Below are 19,379 nucleotides of genomic sequence, written 5' to 3' on the forward strand. Positions count from 1 at the left end.
GCGACAATTAGAAAATTGATGATGAGCAGAATGAAAAACTGAATAAGCTTAACCGGATTCATTTACTGATGAAAGTTTATTTTCCATTACACCGGTGCCAAACAATGCAAAATCATATTTCACCGGGTCTTGCTTATCTAAGGTACGCAGATTAGCGGTTAGTTCAAGTGCAGCTTCCCAATCGTCTTGTTTGCGGTAAAGCAGCCCATACTGCCGGGCAATACGGCTTACATGTACATCCAGCGGACAAATAAGATCGGCAGGCGAAAGATTTTTCCAGATGCCGAAGTCAACGCCTTTGTTATCATCTCTCACCATCCAACGCAGGTACATATTCAATCGCTTACAGCTCGATTTCTGTTTAGGTGACGAAATATGTTTTTCAGTTCGTTTTAAATGTTCGAACGAAAAGAAATAGTTTTTGAAATGATTGAGCCCTTCCTCCACCGTCATTCCTTTGCGGGGAAAGAAAGCAGTTTCCAATGAATGGTGTTGGCTGTAATGCTGGTGAAAGAACTCAATGAAGTAATAAAGATCATCTGCGGTAAATGTGCGGTGTTTAAAGCCGGATAATTTTTTTAATGCGCCGGCAGTATGATGCAGACAGAATTGATGCGGCTGCATTTCCATTAGCTGCATTAATTCTTTGCTTTTATTGATGATGGTGGTGCGGTTGCCCCATGCAAAAATGGCGGCAAAGAAACCGGCAATTTCAATGTCTTGCTGTTTCGTAAACAGGTGCGGAATACAAATGGGATCGTTTTTAATGAACGAAGGTTGATTGTAGTAATCAACCTTCGCATTGAGCAATTTTTTTAGTTGTCGTTTATCATTTAACCCTTTTTCTGATGTACGCATTACTTCTTCTTCTGTTAATAACTGCCAATATAAAAATGTTGCTTTCTTCGGTTATGTATAAAATACTGTATGGAAATCTTTTGATTGGACAGCGCCTGACATTTTTTGTAATAAAGGAATAGTGATACGGATTTTGTACTATTTTCTTTGCAGACTCTTCGAAACTATGAAAGAAACGCTGACCTAAACCCGAAACTTCATGGTCGTACCAATCAACAGCACTTTCAACATCAGTCCATACATCTGATCTTACGATGAGTTTAAAAGCCATACTTATCGTTGATCTTTTTCCTGAACTCCTCCCAACTCATCCCATCTTTCGGATTTTTGATATAGGCTTCATAACGCTCTTCTGCAATGCTGATCTCAACATCTGTAGCTGGAAGTTGTTCTTCATCTACACTTTCCCATAACTCTTCCGCAAGTTTGATTCGCTCTTCAACTGAAAGTTTCAGTAGTTCTTCTTTGTTGTAAGGCATACCAGCATGTTTGTTACAAGTTACAAAAAAAGAGTGACTGCAAATGTAACTCTAGGCTGCTTGTATCTCGACTGCGCTCGATACTGCACAGAACACCCTTCGACTTCGCTCAGGACTATCCAATCGCTTTCGCCAAGTCTTCAATCAAATCATCTGCATCTTCTATACCCACACTTAAACGAATGAGTGAATCACTCAATCCATCTTTAATGCGTTTCTCTCTCGGAATGCTTGCATGCGTCATGCTTGCCGGATGATTGATTAAACTCTCCACACCACCTAAACTTTCAGCTAAGGAAAACAGTTTGGTAGATGATAATACACGTTTTGCTTCTTCAATACTGTCGTCTTTCAGTTCAAAACTGATCATACCGCCAAAACCACGCATCTGTTCACGTGCAACGGCATAACCCGGATGATCGGTAAAGCCAGGCCAATACACTTTGCCCACCTTAGGATTTGCTTTCAACCAATGCGCAATTTTTTCACCATTGGCACAATGCGCTTTCATACGCACTGCTAATGTTTTAATACCACGCAGTACAAGAAAGCAATCCATTGGTCCGGGTACCGCACCACAGCTTTTTTGGATGAAGTATAATTTATCACGCAGCTCTGCATCGTTCATCACCAGGCAACCCTGTATCACATCACTATGTCCGCTGAGGTATTTGGTAGCTGAATGCATCACAATATCAGCACCAAGATCTAACGGGTTTTGTAAGTAAGGTGATGCAAACGTATTATCAACACACAATAAAGCACCGGCTTCTTTTGCAATAGCAGCAATGGCTTTGATGTCGGTAATATTCATCAACGGGTTGGTGGGTGTTTCCAGCCAGATGAGTTTGGTGTTGGCAGTAACAGCTGCTTTAACGTTAGCAGGATCTGTTGTATCAACATAAATAAATTTGAAACCGAACTTTTCAAATACTTTCATGAACAAACGGTACGTGCCGCCGTACATATCATTGGCAGCAATCACTTCATCGCCGGGGTTTAATAATTTTATTACTGCATCGGTTGCAGCTACGCCACTGCCAAACACCAAACCAAACTTTCCATTTTCAATAACTGCCACTGCTTCTTCTAACGCTGCACGTGTAGGGTTTTGGCTTCTTGCATATTCGTAGCCTTTATTTACACCCGGTGCTTCCTGAACGTAGGTACTTGTTTGATAGATCGGCGTCATAATAGCACCGGTAGAAGGATCGGGATGTGCTCCCGCATGAATCATTTTTGTATCGAGTTTCATAATCTAAGTTTTTGATCGTCTGACGCCCACGTCTGACGAGTAAGTTAATGCTTAATCCGTCGGACGATGACGTCAGACGGATTGCAAAGATGGTAAATTACAACAGATGTGCCGCACAGAAATACCGCCAGTCATCATTATTAACAGCATGTGCAGGTTGTGCATGAACAGGTTGTTGCAGGATGCTTTGCTTCAGGATGTTTTCTTTTACCAGTGTCTGGCGGCTTTGCTGCACGAGTGCTGCAAAAGCAGGCGACTGCATCCATTGCTGTTGTGGCGGTTCGTAACCCACTTTATCGGTGCGGTACACAACCGATGCTGGCAGATAGGGTTTGATGGTTTCACGTAAAATGTATTTGGTAAAACCGTTGTTGATTTTATACTGCGATGGTAATGAAAAAATAAACTGTACGAGCTCGTGCGATAAGAAAGGCAAACGCACTTCCACGCCATGTGCCATGCTGTTACGATCGGCATAACGGAGCAACTCTTCCAGTCCAACCAGCATGGTATTGTAATACAGCAGATCGTTGAGCTTGCTTACAGCCGGTTTGTAAATACTTTTTTTATTGAAGTATTGCTTACGGTAGTGATTGTTGATGAACTTATGGTTCAAGACTGCTTTGTTGGCTTTGTTCTCCAGCTGTACTGCAGCAAACTCCGGAAAGCGTGCCGCCAGTTTATTTTTCCAACCCCACTCAACTGAAATATTGTGATCAGCAAATGCCTTCAACTCACGACTTACGACTGACGATTCACGAATCTTCTCCTGCAAAAACCAATGAATGTATTTGTGATAACCTGCAAGTAGTTCATCGGCACCTTGTCCGTCGAGTATTACTTTAACGCCATTTTGCTTTGCCAGTTCGTACACTTTGTATTGTGCATAAATGCTGGAAGATTGAAAGGGCTCTTCCTGCTGGAAGATGAGTTGTTCCATATCGCTCAACAACGCATCAGCAGTGGGTGTAACAACATGCTGCTGCAATTGCAAGTGTGCAGCAACTTCTTTGGCATATTTGGTTTCATCTTTTTCAAAGCCGGGAAAAGATGCTGTAAAGACTTGGAATTTGTTATTTGGAATTTGGGATTTTACAATTGCAGCAATGGATGAACTATCCAATCCACCACTGAGCGAAGTGCCCACTTCTACATCACTGCGCAATCTTCTTTTTACAGAAGTATTGAGCAACTGCAACAATTGTTCAGCAGCGTCTGCTTCGCTGATGGATGCTGTTGTTTGTTTATCCAGATCCCAGTACTGTACTATTTCATTTGCTCCGTCACGCAGATTTAATTGTAAGTAATGTGCCTGTGGTAAACTGCTGATGTTTTGATAAAATGTTTGCGACAGGTTGGCCGGATTTTTAACCCAGCCCAATGCCAGGTAATTCAACAGCATACTGTGATCAACCGAACGCTCAATACCTGCTGCCCACAAAGCTTTCATTTCGCTGGCAAACGCAAACTGTTCTCCATCGAAACTGTAGTAAAATGGTTTTTCGCCAAAACGGTCACGTGCAGCAAACAGATTTTGTTCCTGCTCATCCCAAATTGCAAATGCAAACATACCATCAAACTGTTGCAGGCATTGCTCCTTCCAGCAATCGTAAGCTGCCAGCAATACTTCTGTATCGGTTTGTGTACGAAAGTGATAACCTTTTTGCTGCAGTTCTGCTTTCAGCTCAACATAGTTATACAATTCGCCGTTGTATGTAATACTGTAACGGTTGAGATAATGCATGGGTTGTTTACCTGCTTCACTCAAATCAATAACGGCTAACCGACGATGACCGAAACCAACATTGTTCGTTGCGTTAATCCAGAAACCTTCACCATCGGGTCCACGATGCGCAAGGGCATTGGTCATTTGTTGTAACCGCTCTGTTGATACTTGGTTCGGGTTTCGGGAGATGATTCCTGCTATGCCACACATGCTGTAAAAGTCGAACTTTCATAGCAAACAAACCAATAGAAAAGAAGTTGTCTGGTATCTTGAAGGATGACTGTTCAACTTTGTTTTTAAAATTCAAGATGTGTTGGTGCCCACTTTATAATCCGTCAGACGAGGGCGCCAGACGGTACATCATGTTTTCTACAGCATAAAAAAGCCCTGCATTGCTGCAGAGCTTTTTTGCTATTACTTAAGTTGATGAAAACGTAGTACACTTCTTACTTCGTACCTCGTACTTCATTGTTCGTACTTACCACGAAATCGGCATCTTCACCTGCACATCATCCCAATCCATTACCAGGTTAATACTTTTGTCGGTTACTTTTTCAAACACCATGGTAAACGATTCGGTTATATCCGGGGTTTTAATAACCGGGCAATCAATGCGTGCTACATCTTTACCGGCATCATATTTAAAAGCACCCCACACGTCGGTGTCTTTATTAATAATCACCGTCCACTTTGCAGCACTTTCCAATGCGTACAAAGTGTAACGTCCTTTTTTCACGGTTTTGCCACCAATCTTTACATCACGGTAAAATTCAATTTCAGTGGCTTCATTGGCACCCAATCGCCATACTTTACCATCTTCCACCAGTTCACCAAATACCTTACGTCCGCTTTTTGAAGGGCGGCTGTAAATAACACGGGCAATTAACGGCTCGGTAGGCTTATTGGGCTGAATACGGAGGATCGGATAGTTTACCGGGTAGTAAGACATATCCATGGGTGATTTATCTAACGGTGGAAGCTTAGATCCGTTTTGTGCACTTACTGCCATCGCCATGCATACAAAAGCCAATAATAAAAGTGTACTTCTCATTTTCGTTCTTGAATTTTAAATAAATAATGTAACAGGTTGCGTGTAGCAACCCCTCTGCCATTGCTGCTGCAACCTTATGACTTGTTTAAGTGCCGAAAAGTTGTTTTGCAGGTGGCAAATTTATAGCAAGGAAGGCTGTCTTTAATCACCATTTATCCTGTTTGTTGGCAGTTTCGGGCGGAATGTTGTAATTTATTTTTACACTCTAATTTGTTCGTTATGTACAGGCATATACATTACCAGTCAATAGAACAGGCGCTTTCTGTAATCAAAAGTGGCCAACGCATATTTGTACATGGCAGTGCCCAAACACCGTTGTACTTGTTGCGGGAGCTGGCTAAGCAGTCGCACCGGTTGGAGAAAGTAGAGCTGGTGTTCATCACCGTACAGGGCGATATTACGGTGGACCGTCCGGAGTACGAAGGTATCTTCAACATCAACTGCATGTTTGTGAGCAACAGTGTGCGGCAGGCAGTAAATGAAGGCAGGGCCGATTTTATTCCGGTGTTCCTCAGCGATATTCCCGATCTGTTCAAAAAAGGATATTTGCCCATTGATGTGGCGCTGGTGCATGTATCGCCTCCCGACAAACATGGCTATTGCTCATTGGGCGTAAGTGTAGATATTGCCCGCAGTGCAGTTAATACTGCCAAGCATATTATTGCGCAGGTAAACCCCAATGTGCCACGTACGCATGGCGACAGTTTGATTCATACCGACCGGTTTACATCGATGGTGTATTGCGAAGAACCATTACCGGAAGTTGACTACGGTTCAAAAGTAAAAGAAGATGAACTGAAGATAGGCCAATACATTGCCGGGATGATTGAAGATGGCAGTACCCTGCAGATGGGCATTGGTACCATTCCTGATGCGGTATTACGTTCGTTGCACAATCATAAAAACCTGGGGGTGCATACCGAAATGCTGAGCGATGGTATTATTGACCTGGTAGAAAGAGATGTGATCAACAATGCCAACAAAAAAATTCATCCATATAAAACGGTTACCGGTTTTGCAGTTGGTACAAGAAAGTTGTACGATTATGTAAACGATAATCCGGCTTTTGGTTTCCTGGATATTGATTATGTAAACGATCCGCATGTAATTCGCCGTAACCCCAAAGTGATCGCCATCAACAGTGCGATCGAAGTGGACATTACCGGGCAGGTTTGTGCCGATAGTATTGGTACAACACAGTATAGTGGTATTGGCGGACAGATGGATTTTATGCGTGGTGCGGCATTGAGCGAAGGCGGAAAACCCATCATTGCACTTACATCCCGGACTGCAAAAGGCATTAACCGTATTGTGCCATTTTTAAAACAAGGTGCCGGTGTGGTAACCACACGTGGACATATTCACTATGTAGTTACAGAGTATGGTGTTGCATCGTTGTATGGTAAAAATTTACGCCAGCGTGCAAAAGCCCTCATTGATATTGCACACCCCGACGATCGGGAAATGCTGGAGAAAGCATGTGTTGATCGCTTCAAACAATTTTTGGTGTACGATTCATATATACATTAAACTGTTGTCAGGTATTCCATACCTGTTTTTCATCTATCCATTTTTTTACCACAGCTACCATTTCCGGAAAGAAAGCCTGGTAGCATTGCAGCAGTGTTGTATAATGTTCTTCAAACAAAGCATAAGCCGTTGCACTTTCGGTTAAGTAAGTTGCACGGCGTACAACACCGTGTAAACTGTTTTCAATTCCCCATTTATTGCTGTAGTTGTAAAGCCAGTTCTGTGTTTGCATATAAGGGAACATGCGTGCAAATCGTTCGGGGAAAACAGCAGTATACGGTTCCAGCATTGTGTAAGTGCCGGCCGCAAACGCTTCAAGTGTATCACTGCTGAAAATGAACGGATCGGTGGCAAGGAAATGATCGTACACCACATCTACAAACGCCCCGGCATATAAACGGTAATGGGGGCGGAAAATCTCTTTCGCTTCTTTGGTTGCAGCATGGTCATCCGTAAAAGAGTCGATAAGGCGGTGCAGTTCGATACCCTGCTGAATACCCGGGGCATAGTTGAATTTTTGTTTGCCTTTTACATAATCGCTGATCATATTGCCCACCAGTATTTCAGGCTGCCGGAAGGAGAGGTATGCGTGGGCGAGATAATTCATAAAAAATTTTTACCGGCGGCGTAAACTTTTTCGCAGGTTGTCGTCAAACTCTTTTCAAACAAAATATTATTACAATGAAAGTACTCCAATTTTTATTGCTTTTCATGTTTGTGGGAGCAATTGCAAAAGCACAACCGCCGGCTGATTCAACCAGAGGCAGAGGTCCACGTGTAGACATGTTCAAAGACCTGAACTTAACCAAAGAACAACAGGAAAAAGTAAAGGCCATCCAGGACAAACAGCGTACCGAAATGGAAACACTCCGTAACAGCTCTCTCAGCCGTGAAGAACAGCGTACGAAGATGATGGACATGCGTAAAAAGTACAATGAGGAAATCGAAGCAATTCTTACACCTGAGCAAAAGGAAAAGTACAAAGCCAAACAAAAAGAAATGCAGGAACAGATGCAGCAGCGTAGAAGAGATGGTGGCGGTGGCCCCGGCGGACAAGGTGGAGGAAATAAATAATACTGAAAGAACCGGCGAAAGCCGGTTTTTTTTATCGGGTAGCAATTAAGCTTGTTTATCGTTTTGAAAATTGCCAAACACACACAGCACTGCAAATACAACAGCACTTGCATGTTGCAGAGATCCCTCCTTCGTCGGGATGACGAAAACTGCCGTCATGTCGAGGAACGAGACATCCCTAAATACTTAACAGCAATACAAAACGCATGTAGTAAGTTGTTTTTGGTCGCCTGAAGAGTCAAAGATCAACAGGGAAAGCTGTACAGTCCCTAACTTTACACTATGCCTTTTCAACTTCATTCACCTTATCAGCCCAGCGGCGATCAGCCACAAGCCATTCAGCAACTCACCGAAGGAATTATAAATGGTGAGAAATACCAAACCTTGTTGGGTGTTACCGGCAGCGGTAAAACATTCACCATGGCCAATGTTATAAAGAATGTACAGCGGCCAACACTGGTACTTACGCACAACAAAACATTGGTGGCGCAGTTGTATGGCGAGTTCAAGCAGTTCTTTCCCGATAATGCAGTGGGTTATTTCGTAAGCTATTACGATTACTATCAACCCGAAGCCTACATGCCTGTAAGCGGTACGTATATTGAAAAAGATCTGAGCATTAACGAAGAGCTGGACAAACTGCGTTTACAGGCTACAAGCGAACTGTTAAGCGGTCGAAGAGATATTATTGTGGTAGCGAGTGTAAGTTGTATTTATGGTATGGGTAATCCTACAGATTTTGAAAACGGCATCATCCGTATTCAAAAGAACCAGGTGCTTTCACGACAAGGCTTTCTGCATTCACTGGTGAACAGTTTGTACACCCGTTCGCAGGGCGATTTCAATAGAGGCAATTTTCGGGTGAAGGGTGATACGGTGGATATCAATCTGCCGTATGTTGATTTTGGTTACCGCATTACGTTCTTTGGCGATGAGATTGAAGACATTGAAACCATCGATGTAAAATCAAGCAAACGCATTGGTAAGGTCGATAATGCAGCCATCTTCCCCGCCAACTTATACATTGCACCGAAGGATATGATGCAGCAGATCATTTACGAAATACAGGATGAAGCCGCTGCACAGGTAGAATATTTTAAACGTGAAGGAAAATACATTGAAGCACAACGGTTGAAAGAACGCACCGATTATGATCTTGAAATGATTCGTGAGCTGGGTTATTGCAATGGTATTGAAAACTATTCCCGTTTCTTCGACAGACGTATACCCGGTACCCGTCCCTTCTGTTTGCTCGATTATTTTCCGAAAGATTATTTGATGATCATTGATGAAAGCCATCAAACCATTCCGCAGGTGAGCGGCATGTATGGTGGCGACAGAAGCCGTAAAATGGTATTGGTGGATTATGGTTTCCGTTTGCCGAGTGCGTTAGATAACCGCCCGTTGAATTTTCATGAATTTGAAAGTTTACTCAACCAGGTGGTTTTTGTTAGTGCAACACCCGATGATTATGAACTGGAAAAAACAGGTGGTGTGGTGGTAGAGCAAGTGGTTCGTCCAACAGGTTTGTTAGATCCACCTATTGAAATTCGTCCCAGCGTCAACCAGATTGATGATTTGCTGGATGAAATTGATAAGCGTGTAAAAAAAGGCGATCGTGTATTGGTAACAACACTCACCAAACGCATGGCTGAAGAAATGGATAAATACCTTCACCGCATCAACATCAAATCAAAATACATCCACAGTGAAGTAGATACTTTGGAGCGCATCGAAATTTTGCGTGATCTGCGGTTAGGTGTGATTGATGTATTAGTTGGTGTGAACTTATTGCGTGAAGGATTGGATTTGCCCGAAGTTTCATTGGTGGCTATTCTTGATGCAGATAAAGAAGGTTTTCTGCGGAATGAAAAGAGTTTAACACAAACAGCCGGCCGTGCTGCCCGAAATGTGGATGGATTAGTGATTTTTTATGCCGATAAGATGACCGAGAGTATGCGCCGCACGATTGAAGAAACCAGCCGACGGAGGGAAAAGCAGATTGCTTATAACATTGAGCATGGCATTACACCTCGAACAGTAACAAAATCCATTGAACAGGTAATGGGACAAACTGCTGTGCTGGATATTAAAGGCTACGACCCTGCCAAATCGTACGCACTGGCGCCCGATGGGGAGTTGGTAATTGCCGCCGAAGACCAGGAAACCTACCAAACCATTCCGCAAATGGAGAAAGCTATTGCACGCACCAAAAAACAAATGGAAAAAGCAGCACGTGACCTCGATTTTATGGAAGCGGCACGCTTGCGTGATGAAATGTTCCGCCTGCAGAAAGAACTGGATGAAATGAAGAAATAACCGGGAGCCCCGTCAGCGGTTACAAACCCTGACGGCGGCTCGTTCTAACCGAATCTCGACTCCGCTCGATTCTTTTACCCGTCCTTCGACTGCGCTCAGGACTCGATCCCCTTGTTTGTGTAGTTTCCGCATCTTTTCTTAACTTGATAGCTGTTCATCAAAAGATCAGCCATGTTCACATTTGCATTATTCAACCTTAAAGGTGGAGTTGGTAAAACAGCCAGTTGTGTAAACTTTGCGTACCTCGCCGCAAAAGACGGTTACAAAACCTTGTTATGGGATATCGATCCGCAAGGCGCTACTTCATTTTATTACAAAGTAAAGCCCAAACAAAAAGTAGCGATGAAAGACCTGGTTGGTAAAGATGCCGAACTGGCCGACAGCATCATGGCAACTGAATACGAAAACCTGGATATTATTCCTGCCGATATAACGGCAAAAGCACACGATGTAATGATTGATGAAATGCAATCATCCAAGAAACGTTTGTCAACAATATTAAAACAGTTGAAGAACGATTATGATTTTGTATTTATTGATTGTCCTCCGGGTTTAAGTTCATTAGCAGAAAATATTTTTAATGCAGCAGATATTGTGTTGATGCCGATTATACCAACAACACTATCTGTACGCACTTACAACATGGTAAAAGATTTTTTTAAAGAGAAAGCAATTGATCAGAAAAAGATGACTTGCTTTTTTACAATGACTGATTTGCGCCGCACCATGCATAACGAAGTGATGGAAGAATTATATAAAGACAAACGCTTTTTCGAAAACTATATTCCCTACTTAAGTGATGTAGAAAAAATGGGTGTACACAAAGCGCCGCTTGAAGAATTTGCACGCAGCAGTTACGCTGCACAATGCTATCGTGACCTGTGGGAAGAGATTAAAGAGGGTGTGCTGTAATGCAATACTGTAGCGGTTTTCAGCCGACCGTAAAATTACCAAAACGGCTCTAAGTACTAACCCCCAATTTTGCAAAATAGCCTGTAAACAGTTGCATATTTCAGAAACTGTTTCTACTTTTGAATTGTCCAATTCATTTGAAAAAACTAAATCCAAGTGTCATGAAAAAACCATTGCGTTTCTTCTCATTCGTATTTTTCCTCTTTGCAATTTATTTAAACGTGTTCTACAAAGAAGATTCTTTCCTGGCACGTGTCGTTGCTGGTAAAACAGAAGTTTCCAAACAACAAACAGCTCAACAGCAAACAAAGGAAGCAAAGCCTTTGGAAAATGAACTGGCTGAAAACTCAGCTAAGTAATTCCGTAGTATATATCGTATAACAAGTATCAATTCGTTAAGCACGTCAACGAACCGGCGATCCGTACCCTATATTTTTTTGCTGCCGGTGTTGAATTTTCTCATAATGTAAGTTTTGCGGAGGTGGTGTCCACCACCTCCAGTATTTTTTTGCTTACATGTCAACCACGTTGAAAAAACGGGGCTTTCGTTGTTTATAAAAATTTCTCGTTCTCTCTTTGGTAAGGGTGTTAACTTAGCGCCATGGCCAATGATAAAAAAGTATTTCTGCTCGATGCATTTGCACTCATCTTTCGTGCATATTATGCGCTTATCCGTAATCCTCGTAATACATCCAAAGGAAAAAACACCAATGCACAGTTTGGTTTTACCAATGCGTTAATTGAACTCATTACCAAACAAAAGCCATCGCACATGGCTGTTTGCTTCGATACGGCTGCACCAACAGAACGGCATACCGATTTTGCAGACTACAAAGCCAACAGACAGGAAGCACCTGAAGATCTGTTGGCTGCTATTCCCGATATTAAGCGCATCATTAAAGGGTTTAATATTCCTGTAATAGAATGTGATGGTTACGAAGCAGATGATGTAATTGGTACGTTAAGCAAACAAGGTGAGGCTGCAGGTTACGAAGTGTTTATGGTTACGCCCGATAAAGATTATGGTCAGCTTGTAACAGAAAAAGTAAAAATTTATAAACCGGCTTACCAGGGTGGCGATGTAGAAATTATGGGGCCCGAAGAAGTTTGTGCAAAATGGAATATTAAAACTGTTAGCCAGGTAATTGATATACTGGGTATGATGGGCGATGCGGTAGATAATATTCCGGGTATACCCGGCGTGGGCGAAAAAACAGCAGCCAAACTTTTAGCCGAATACGAAACATTGGAAAATGTATTGGCCAATGCTGCAAACATCAAAGGCAAAATGGGCGAAAAGATTGCTGCAGGAAAAGACCTCGCCATTATGAGTAAGAAACTCGCCACCATTATTACCAATGCACCGGTTGAGTTTCACGAAGAAGATTTCCGTTTAAAAGAATGGAACAAAGAAGAGTTGAAAGATGTGTTTGCTGAACTTGAATTTAAAACAATCGGCAAACGTATTCTGGGCGACGACTTCAATGTGTTTTCAACTGCACCCGTAGCTGTACAGCGTGATTTGTTTGGTAACGTGATTGACACAACAATGGGTGAAGTGCGGAAAGATGCAAAAGCTGCAGCGAAAGCAAAACCTGATGCGCAAATTGCAACAGATGAAAACGAAACAGGTGAAACAGCAACAACAGAAGAAAACTCTGCTGAGTTCGCAATTGCTTCCAACAACATCAACAATACGGCACACGAATATATTGCTGTAACAACAACAGCTGCTATGCAGGAGTTAATTGCCGAGCTGCAGCAACAGACAGAGATTTGTTTCGATACAGAAACAACCGGTATTGATGCGAACGATTGCGAACTGGTGGGCATGAGTTTTTCGTACCAGCCACACAAAGCATGGTATGTGCCTTGTCCTGCCAACCAGGATGAAACAAAAATAATTCTTGAAGTATTCAAGCCCTTGTTTACTGATGAAAGCAAAATATGGATCGGACAGAATATTAAATACGATCTGCTGGTGTTGAAATGGTATGGCGTAGAATTAAAGGGTCAGCTTTTCGATACGATGTTAGCGCACTATGTTATTGAACCCGATGGTAAACGCAGCATGGATGTATTGAGTGCGCAGCTGTTGCAATACGAGCCGGTGCATATTGAAGAACTGATAGGCAAGAAAGGAAAAACGCAGGGCAACATGCGTGATGTGGAATTGGAGCAAATCAAAGATTATGCAGCAGAAGATGCCGACATCACTTTGCAAATAAAACATGCACTGTTTCCGCAACTGAAAGAGAAAGAAGTAGAGCGTGTGTTTTACGAAGTGGAAAATCCGTTGGTGAAAGTGTTGACGGATATGGAGTTTGAAGGTATACGTGTTGATGTTGATTTTTTAAACGATTATTCCAGGCAGTTAGAAAAAGAAGCGAAAGAAGCAGAGGAAAGAGTGTACAGTTCATCGGGATTGAAATTCAATCTTGCATCACCGAAGCAATTGGGCGAAGTATTGTTCGATCATTTAAAACTTGATCCGAAAGCCAAGAAAACAAAAACCGGTCAGTATGCAACGGGTGAAGATGTGTTGCTGAAATTGGCACATACCAGTCCTATTGTTGAAGACATTCTTGCATTTCGTGAATTGACAAAACTCAAATCAACGTATGTGGATGCATTGCCGCAACTGATCAACCGCAAAACAGGTCGTGTACACACTACCTATGGACAGGCAGTGGCTGTAACCGGTCGCTTGGCAAGTAACAATCCCAACTTACAGAACATTCCTGTGCGTACCGAACGTGGACGGGAAATACGCAAAGCATTTGTGCCACGGGATGAAAATCATGTGTTACTGAGTGCCGACTATTCGCAGATTGAATTACGTATTGTTGCTGCTATTAGTGGCGATCCTGCGATGTGCGATGCGTTTATTCAGGGCAAGGATATTCATACCGCTACTGCCGCCAAAGTATATAAAGTAGAAGAAAAAGATGTAACCAAAGAAATGCGTTACAAAGCAAAGAGCGTCAACTTTGGTATCATTTACGGGCAGGGTGCATTTGGCCTCGCCGATAACTTGGGCATCAGCCGAACAGAAGCAAAAGAAATTATCGATAACTATAAACGGGAGTTTGCAGGCATTCAGAAGTACATGGACGATACAGTGAACTTTGCACGGGAACATGGGTATGTGCAAACGCTCATGGGCCGTAAACGTTGGTTGCGTGATATTAACTCCAGCAACTTTACAGTGCGTGGTTATGCCGAACGAAATGCCATCAACTCACCCATACAAGGAACAGCTGCAGATATGATTAAACTGGCCATGATTAAAACACATGCAGCCTTAAAAAACAGTAAGCTAAAAAGTAAAATGATTCTGCAGGTGCATGATGAATTGATCTTTGATGTAGTGAAAGAAGAAGCCAATGAAATGAAGGCATTGATTATTGACTGTATGCAGACAGCTATGCCGCTTACAAACGGTGTTCCTGTTATTGCTGAAGCAGGTACAGGTGTTAACTGGTTAGAAGCACATTAGAAAAATGAAACAGGATATCCGTAACAGGGAAGACATTCGTTTATTAATGGAACGGTTTTACGATAAGCTCCTGGCCGATGAAAGCATCAGCTATTTGTTTACCGATGTAGCGAAGATTAATCTGGATGAACACTTCCCGGTGTTGGTTGATTTTTGGGATTCAATCCTGTTTCAGGCTGATACCTATCAGAAAAATGCCATGAAGCCGCATGTAGATTTGCATCAGCAATCGCCATTGCAAGCACATCATTTTAAAACATGGCTCGGCTATTTTATAGCAACAGTAAATGAATTGTTTGAAGGTGAAAAGGCTGAACTGGCAAGACAAAGGGCAACAAGTATTGCCACGGTCATGCAGATAAAAGTGATTGAAATGAAAAACAAACTATAAATTACTGTATCATCTGTTAACCCGTTGAATGGTTGGTTATGCGTTTGCTTTTCGTGTATGTTTTGTTGTTCGTAACTGCTGCGTTATCGGCGCAACAGAAAACTATTCACTTCATCAACGGACAGTGGTTTAACGGAAATGGTTTTACTGCAGGGGAGTTTTACAGTGTCAACGGCTATCTTACCAAAAGCAAACCAACTGTGGTAGACACGGTTATTGATTTAAAGAATCAATACGTTATTCCACCCTATGGCGAAGCACATAACCATTCACCCGAAACAGACCAGGATCTTGATGTGTATATTGAACGTTACCTGGCCGATGGTATCTTCTACATCAAAAATCCCAACAGTATTCCGTTTGCAACCAATAAAATCAAACACCGCTTAAACAAACCAAACAGCGTGGATGTGTTGTTTGCCAATGGCGGCATAACAGCCAATGGAGGACATCCGGTAACATTGTATAATTATCTGCTTACAACCACCTATAAAAAAGCATTACCCGGGTGGACTGGAAAAAGCTTCGAAGGTGAAGCTTATTATCTCATCAACAACAAAGAAGAGCTGGAAAAGAAATGGCCCTTCATCCTTGCACAAAAACCGGGCTTCATTAAATTCTATTTAATTTTTTCGGAAGAGTATAAAGAGCGAAAAGATGATACTGCCTTTAACGGAAAGAAAGGCATTGATCCTGCTTTGGCTAAAATAATTGTACAGAAGGCACACGCAGCAGGATTGTTGGTAAGTGCGCATGCAGAAACACCGCATGATTTGGAAGTAGCGTTGAAGGCAGGTGTGGATGAAATAAATCACTTGCCGGGTTACCAGGTGCGTTGGCGGGGCGGTTACACAGCCGATTATTATAAAATCGATAAAAAACTGGTACGCCTGCTCAAGAAAAAGCGGGTACATGTTGATCCTACTTACTCGTTGTTGAAAACAGAACTGAAACCCATGAGCAGTGAGCAGTACCAGGCACAGGTAAATGTACAAATCCATAATCTGCAACTGTTACGTAAGTACAAAGTACCCGTAACAATTGGCTGCGACAGTTATAACCTTACTGCTAAAATCGAAATGGAATATCTGCATGCGCTGAAAGTTTACAGCGATCTGGAATTATTGAAAATGTGGTGTGAACTGACGCCTGCTGCTGTTTTTCCGCAAAGAAAAATTGCAAAATTGCAGGAAGGTTATGAAGCAAGTTTTTTGTTATTAAAGACAGACCCAACTGCAGATTTCAGTCAACTTTTCAATATTCAGCTCCGGGTAAAGCAGGGAGTGCTTCTTTGGTAAATAGTTTTTGTGACAATTTTTTTACAAATCGCAAAAAAGTAATAGCTTTCACTCTCTTTCTAAATGAATTATACCTGCACAGATTATCATTAATAATACTTAGTACATGCAGGCCCCGGGTTTTAATGTGGATGTAGAACATCAACTGTTGCAATCAGCATTGTTCCTTTTTGCTTTAACGGATAAAGAACTGAATGTTCTTAAATGTAACGCTTTGTTCCGGTCAACATTAGGTAAAAACGCAACCGGTTATTTTAAATCGAAGAATTTATTTAAGCAGACTGCATTGCAACAGCAATCCGCCAATGAAATTAAAATCGTCCTCAACGATTACTCTGCTATCGGTACCATCCGGTGGGAGCTTACAGGCATACTTAACGAACAGGCAGAAATAACAGGTTATTTTGTTTTGGGAAATCATACTACGGTTGCGAAACAGAACGATCAGGAATCGTATCTGCAATCGGGCTTACTGGAACAGATAAGCGATGCAGTAATAGCAACAGATGCCAATTTTTGTATTGTAAGTTTTAACAGAGCGGCTGAAAAGATCTATCAAATTAAAAAGGAAGATGCAATTGGTAAGCGTACCGATATTCTACTGCATCAGTTTGAGCAAACCAGTACCGAGCTGGCGGCAAAACAATTGCTCGAAAACAGGAAATGGGAAGGCGAAGTGTTTTTCATTCGGCAAAATGATCAGCAGAAAATCAATTTACTTTCCATCGTAACCGCCATCTGCAACGAACAGAATGATGTAATTGGGTACGTAGCTGTAAACAGGGATATTACCGGTTTAAGAGCTGATGAAAAGAGCCTGTTTATTACACATCATGTGCAGGACGACTACCTCGAAGCTTTTGCCAAAGGCCTTGTAATACAAAACAACAAAGGCGAAATACTGTTTTGTAATTCGGCAGCTGAGCAAATACTGGGTTTAACCAAAGAGCAAATGATTGGTGTAAGCTCGGCAGATGCAAGCTGGCGTTGTGTACGGGAAGATTATTCGCCCTTTCCAGGCGGTGAACATCCCGCAATGGTTTGCCTGAAGACCGGCCAGGCTGTTAGCAATGTGATTATGGGTGTTTACAAACCCGATGGAGAAATAACATGGATCAACATCAACTCCAATCCGGTAAAACAGGCAAACTCCGATACCGTTGCTGCTACGGTTACCATTTTTACCGACATCACAATAGAACACAATGCATTTCGCAGTTTATCCGAATCGGAAAACAGAATACGTTTGGCGTTGGATAAAACAGGCGATAATGCATGGGAGTATAATTTTAAAACCAACTCTGTATGGTTTTCTGCCACTAATAATCATTTTCTCGGCTATACAACTGAGGATTTAACCGAAATTAAAAATCATGACAAATGGTGGCAGCAAACTCACCCCGATGATAAATTTCTGCTGATTAAAAATGATGAAGAGTATCGTGCAGGTATAAGAGAAAGCCATTCATTGGAATACCGCATTTTTCATAAAGATGGTACGATGAGGTGGGTACTTGACAGAGGTGTGGTTATAGAACGGGATGCAGATGGTAAACCGGTTCGCATAGTAGGAACCCATACCGATGTAAGTAAAGAAAAAGAAATGCAACTGGAGTTGATGGCACAAAAAGAGAAGAAACGAAAAGACATTGTGGAGGCAGTTTTACAGGCGCAGGAAAACGAACGGGAGCATATTGCCAACGAGCTGCACGAAGGTGTGGCGCAGGTGCTGGCTTCTGTAAAAATAGTTTTAGACAGAGCGACGAATGATCCTGCAAATGCGGTTGCAGATTTGCGTATAGTAAGCGAAAAAATTACAGAGGTGGTGAACGAACTCAAATTCATCAGTCAGAATATCAATACTTCTTCATTAAAAATGCTGGGGCTTACACAAACCATTACCGATTTTATTGAAAGCGTATCTATCACTTCCGATATTCACTTTCATCTCGATTTGAGTGCGTTTGATTACGAAGTAGAAATTGATTATCCTGTACAACTTGCATTGTTGCGTATTATTCAGGAGAAAGTGCGGAATATAATCCGACACTCAGGCGCAGAATATGCATACCTAAAACTTTCTGTAGTGAATAATATGGTAGAGTTAAGTGTAAAAGATGATGGTGTAGGCTTTGACACAGAAAACAGCAAATGGGGTCTCGGGTTTAAAAATATTTACAGCCGTGCAGAACAATATAACGGCAAAGTCAGCATTACCTCTTCCAGGGGTAATGGTTGCCTGCTGGAAGTAAAATTACCGGTATCTGTAAATCCGAGTACAGATAAGCAATCGGCTGCATAAATTTGCAGCATGCAACCTTTACTAATTTATTGTTACGATGCATATTGCGGTTGGTGTTATGGCTTTAGCCCTGTAATGAAAAAAATTGAAGAAGCGTACAAAGACCGTTTACAGATTGAAGTATTAAGCGGCGGTATGGTATTGCCTGAACAGCCGGTACACATTGGCGCAACGGCCGAATACATTAAAGGCGCTTATAAAACAGTAGAAGAGTATACCGGTATAAAATTCGGCGAAGATTATCTCTGGCACATTAACAATCCCGATCAAAGCGATTGGTTTCCCTCATCAGAAAAACCTGCCATTGCACTGTGTATCTTTAAAGAACTGTTTCCCGATAAGCAGGTGAGTTTTGCTTCCGATTTGCAGTACAGTCTGCATTACGAAGGAAGAGATTTAACCGATAACGAAGCCTACCGTCATTTGCTGGAAAAATATACTATTCCTGCAGATGATTTTTACAGCAAATTGGCATCGGAAGAATACAAAGAGAAAGCATACTATGAATTTCAACTCTGTAAACAACTACAGGTAACAGGGTTTCCGCAGGTGTTAATGCAGATCACCGAAACGAAGTTTCATTTATTGGCAAAAGGTTATACTGATTATGAAACACTGGCCAAGCGCATACATCTTGTTTTAACCGAAGCAGAAAACAACTCTTACAATTAGCACAAACGAATTA

17 protein-coding genes are annotated in these 19,379 nt (G+C 42.0%); 10 read left to right on the top strand and 7 right to left on the bottom strand.

Features of this window, described 5'->3' with window-relative positions; all coding sequences use genetic code 11:
* Positions 1-48 precede the first annotated feature (48 nt).
* The 6 genes from IQ13_RS06405 to IQ13_RS06430 form a co-directional block, all read right to left on the bottom strand.
* Positions 49-858: a TIGR02757 family protein gene (locus IQ13_RS06405; protein ID WP_144885280.1), complete on the bottom strand. Its 810-nt coding sequence runs from the start codon at positions 856-858 to the stop codon at positions 49-51.
* Positions 830-1,129 (bottom strand): type II toxin-antitoxin system RelE/ParE family toxin, encoded by a 300-nt coding sequence (locus tag IQ13_RS06410; RefSeq protein ID WP_144885281.1) that lies wholly within the window; start codon positions 1,127-1,129, stop codon positions 830-832. Before IQ13_RS06410 ends, IQ13_RS06405 begins: the two co-directional genes overlap by 29 nt.
* Entirely contained in the window at positions 1,119-1,337 is a 219-nt protein-coding gene (locus IQ13_RS06415) for an addiction module protein (protein WP_144885282.1), read from the bottom strand. Before IQ13_RS06415 ends, IQ13_RS06410 begins: the two co-directional genes overlap by 11 nt.
* A gap of 115 nt (positions 1,338-1,452) precedes the next feature.
* A complete protein-coding gene (locus IQ13_RS06420; protein ID WP_144885283.1) occupies positions 1,453-2,592 on the bottom strand; it encodes a cystathionine gamma-synthase in 1,140 nt (379 codons plus the stop codon).
* A gap of 97 nt (positions 2,593-2,689) precedes the next feature.
* A complete protein-coding gene (gene asnB / locus IQ13_RS06425; RefSeq protein ID WP_144885284.1) occupies positions 2,690-4,528 on the bottom strand; it encodes an asparagine synthase (glutamine-hydrolyzing) in 1,839 nt (612 codons plus the stop codon).
* 268 nt (positions 4,529-4,796) lie between these two features.
* Positions 4,797-5,369 carry a DUF2911 domain-containing protein gene (locus tag IQ13_RS06430; RefSeq protein ID WP_199758200.1) on the bottom strand — a complete coding sequence of 191 codons (573 nt, stop codon included), beginning with the start codon at positions 5,367-5,369 and terminating at the stop codon, positions 4,797-4,799.
* A 219-nt stretch (positions 5,370-5,588) separates the two neighbouring features.
* Here IQ13_RS06430 and IQ13_RS06435 point away from each other — a divergent pair, with 219 nt between their 5' ends.
* Entirely contained in the window at positions 5,589-6,899 is a 1,311-nt protein-coding gene (locus IQ13_RS06435) for an acetyl-CoA hydrolase/transferase family protein (protein WP_144885285.1), read from the top strand.
* Positions 6,900-6,906: 7 nt separating this feature from the next.
* Here IQ13_RS06435 and IQ13_RS06440 read toward each other — a convergent pair whose 3' ends face one another.
* Positions 6,907-7,506: an acyl carrier protein phosphodiesterase gene (locus IQ13_RS06440; protein WP_144885286.1), complete on the bottom strand. Its 600-nt coding sequence runs from the start codon at positions 7,504-7,506 to the stop codon at positions 6,907-6,909.
* A gap of 74 nt (positions 7,507-7,580) precedes the next feature.
* Here IQ13_RS06440 and IQ13_RS06445 point away from each other — a divergent pair, with 74 nt between their 5' ends.
* From IQ13_RS06445 to IQ13_RS06485, 9 genes are all read left to right on the top strand, one after another.
* Positions 7,581-7,973, top strand: a complete 393-nt coding sequence (locus IQ13_RS06445) for a Spy/CpxP family protein refolding chaperone (RefSeq protein WP_144885287.1) — start codon at positions 7,581-7,583, stop codon at positions 7,971-7,973.
* Positions 7,974-8,255: 282 nt separating this feature from the next.
* Complete coding sequence (gene uvrB / locus IQ13_RS06450; protein ID WP_144885288.1) at positions 8,256-10,292, top strand: excinuclease ABC subunit UvrB; 2,037 nt, start codon at positions 8,256-8,258, stop codon at positions 10,290-10,292.
* Between the two features lie 171 nt (positions 10,293-10,463).
* Positions 10,464-11,204 (top strand): ParA family protein, encoded by a 741-nt coding sequence (locus IQ13_RS06455; RefSeq protein ID WP_144885289.1) that lies wholly within the window; start codon positions 10,464-10,466, stop codon positions 11,202-11,204.
* A 137-nt stretch (positions 11,205-11,341) separates the two neighbouring features.
* Entirely contained in the window at positions 11,342-11,563 is a 222-nt protein-coding gene (locus IQ13_RS06460; protein ID WP_144885290.1) for a hypothetical protein, read from the top strand.
* Positions 11,564-11,805: 242 nt separating this feature from the next.
* Entirely contained in the window at positions 11,806-14,703 is a 2,898-nt protein-coding gene (gene polA, locus IQ13_RS06465; RefSeq protein WP_144885291.1) for a DNA polymerase I, read from the top strand.
* A gap of 4 nt (positions 14,704-14,707) precedes the next feature.
* Positions 14,708-15,094: a group III truncated hemoglobin gene (locus IQ13_RS06470; RefSeq protein WP_144885292.1), complete on the top strand. Its 387-nt coding sequence runs from the start codon at positions 14,708-14,710 to the stop codon at positions 15,092-15,094.
* A gap of 38 nt (positions 15,095-15,132) precedes the next feature.
* Positions 15,133-16,392 (top strand): amidohydrolase family protein, encoded by a 1,260-nt coding sequence (locus IQ13_RS06475; RefSeq protein WP_144885293.1) that lies wholly within the window; start codon positions 15,133-15,135, stop codon positions 16,390-16,392.
* A gap of 106 nt (positions 16,393-16,498) precedes the next feature.
* Positions 16,499-18,694: a PAS domain S-box protein gene (locus tag IQ13_RS06480; protein ID WP_144885294.1), complete on the top strand. Its 2,196-nt coding sequence runs from the start codon at positions 16,499-16,501 to the stop codon at positions 18,692-18,694.
* A gap of 9 nt (positions 18,695-18,703) precedes the next feature.
* Entirely contained in the window at positions 18,704-19,366 is a 663-nt protein-coding gene (locus IQ13_RS06485; RefSeq protein ID WP_144885295.1) for a DsbA family protein, read from the top strand.
* Positions 19,367-19,379: the final 13 nt, after the last annotated feature.

It is taken from the genome of Lacibacter cauensis (assembly GCF_007830055.1).
Classification (GTDB): domain Bacteria; phylum Bacteroidota; class Bacteroidia; order Chitinophagales; family Chitinophagaceae; genus Lacibacter; species Lacibacter cauensis.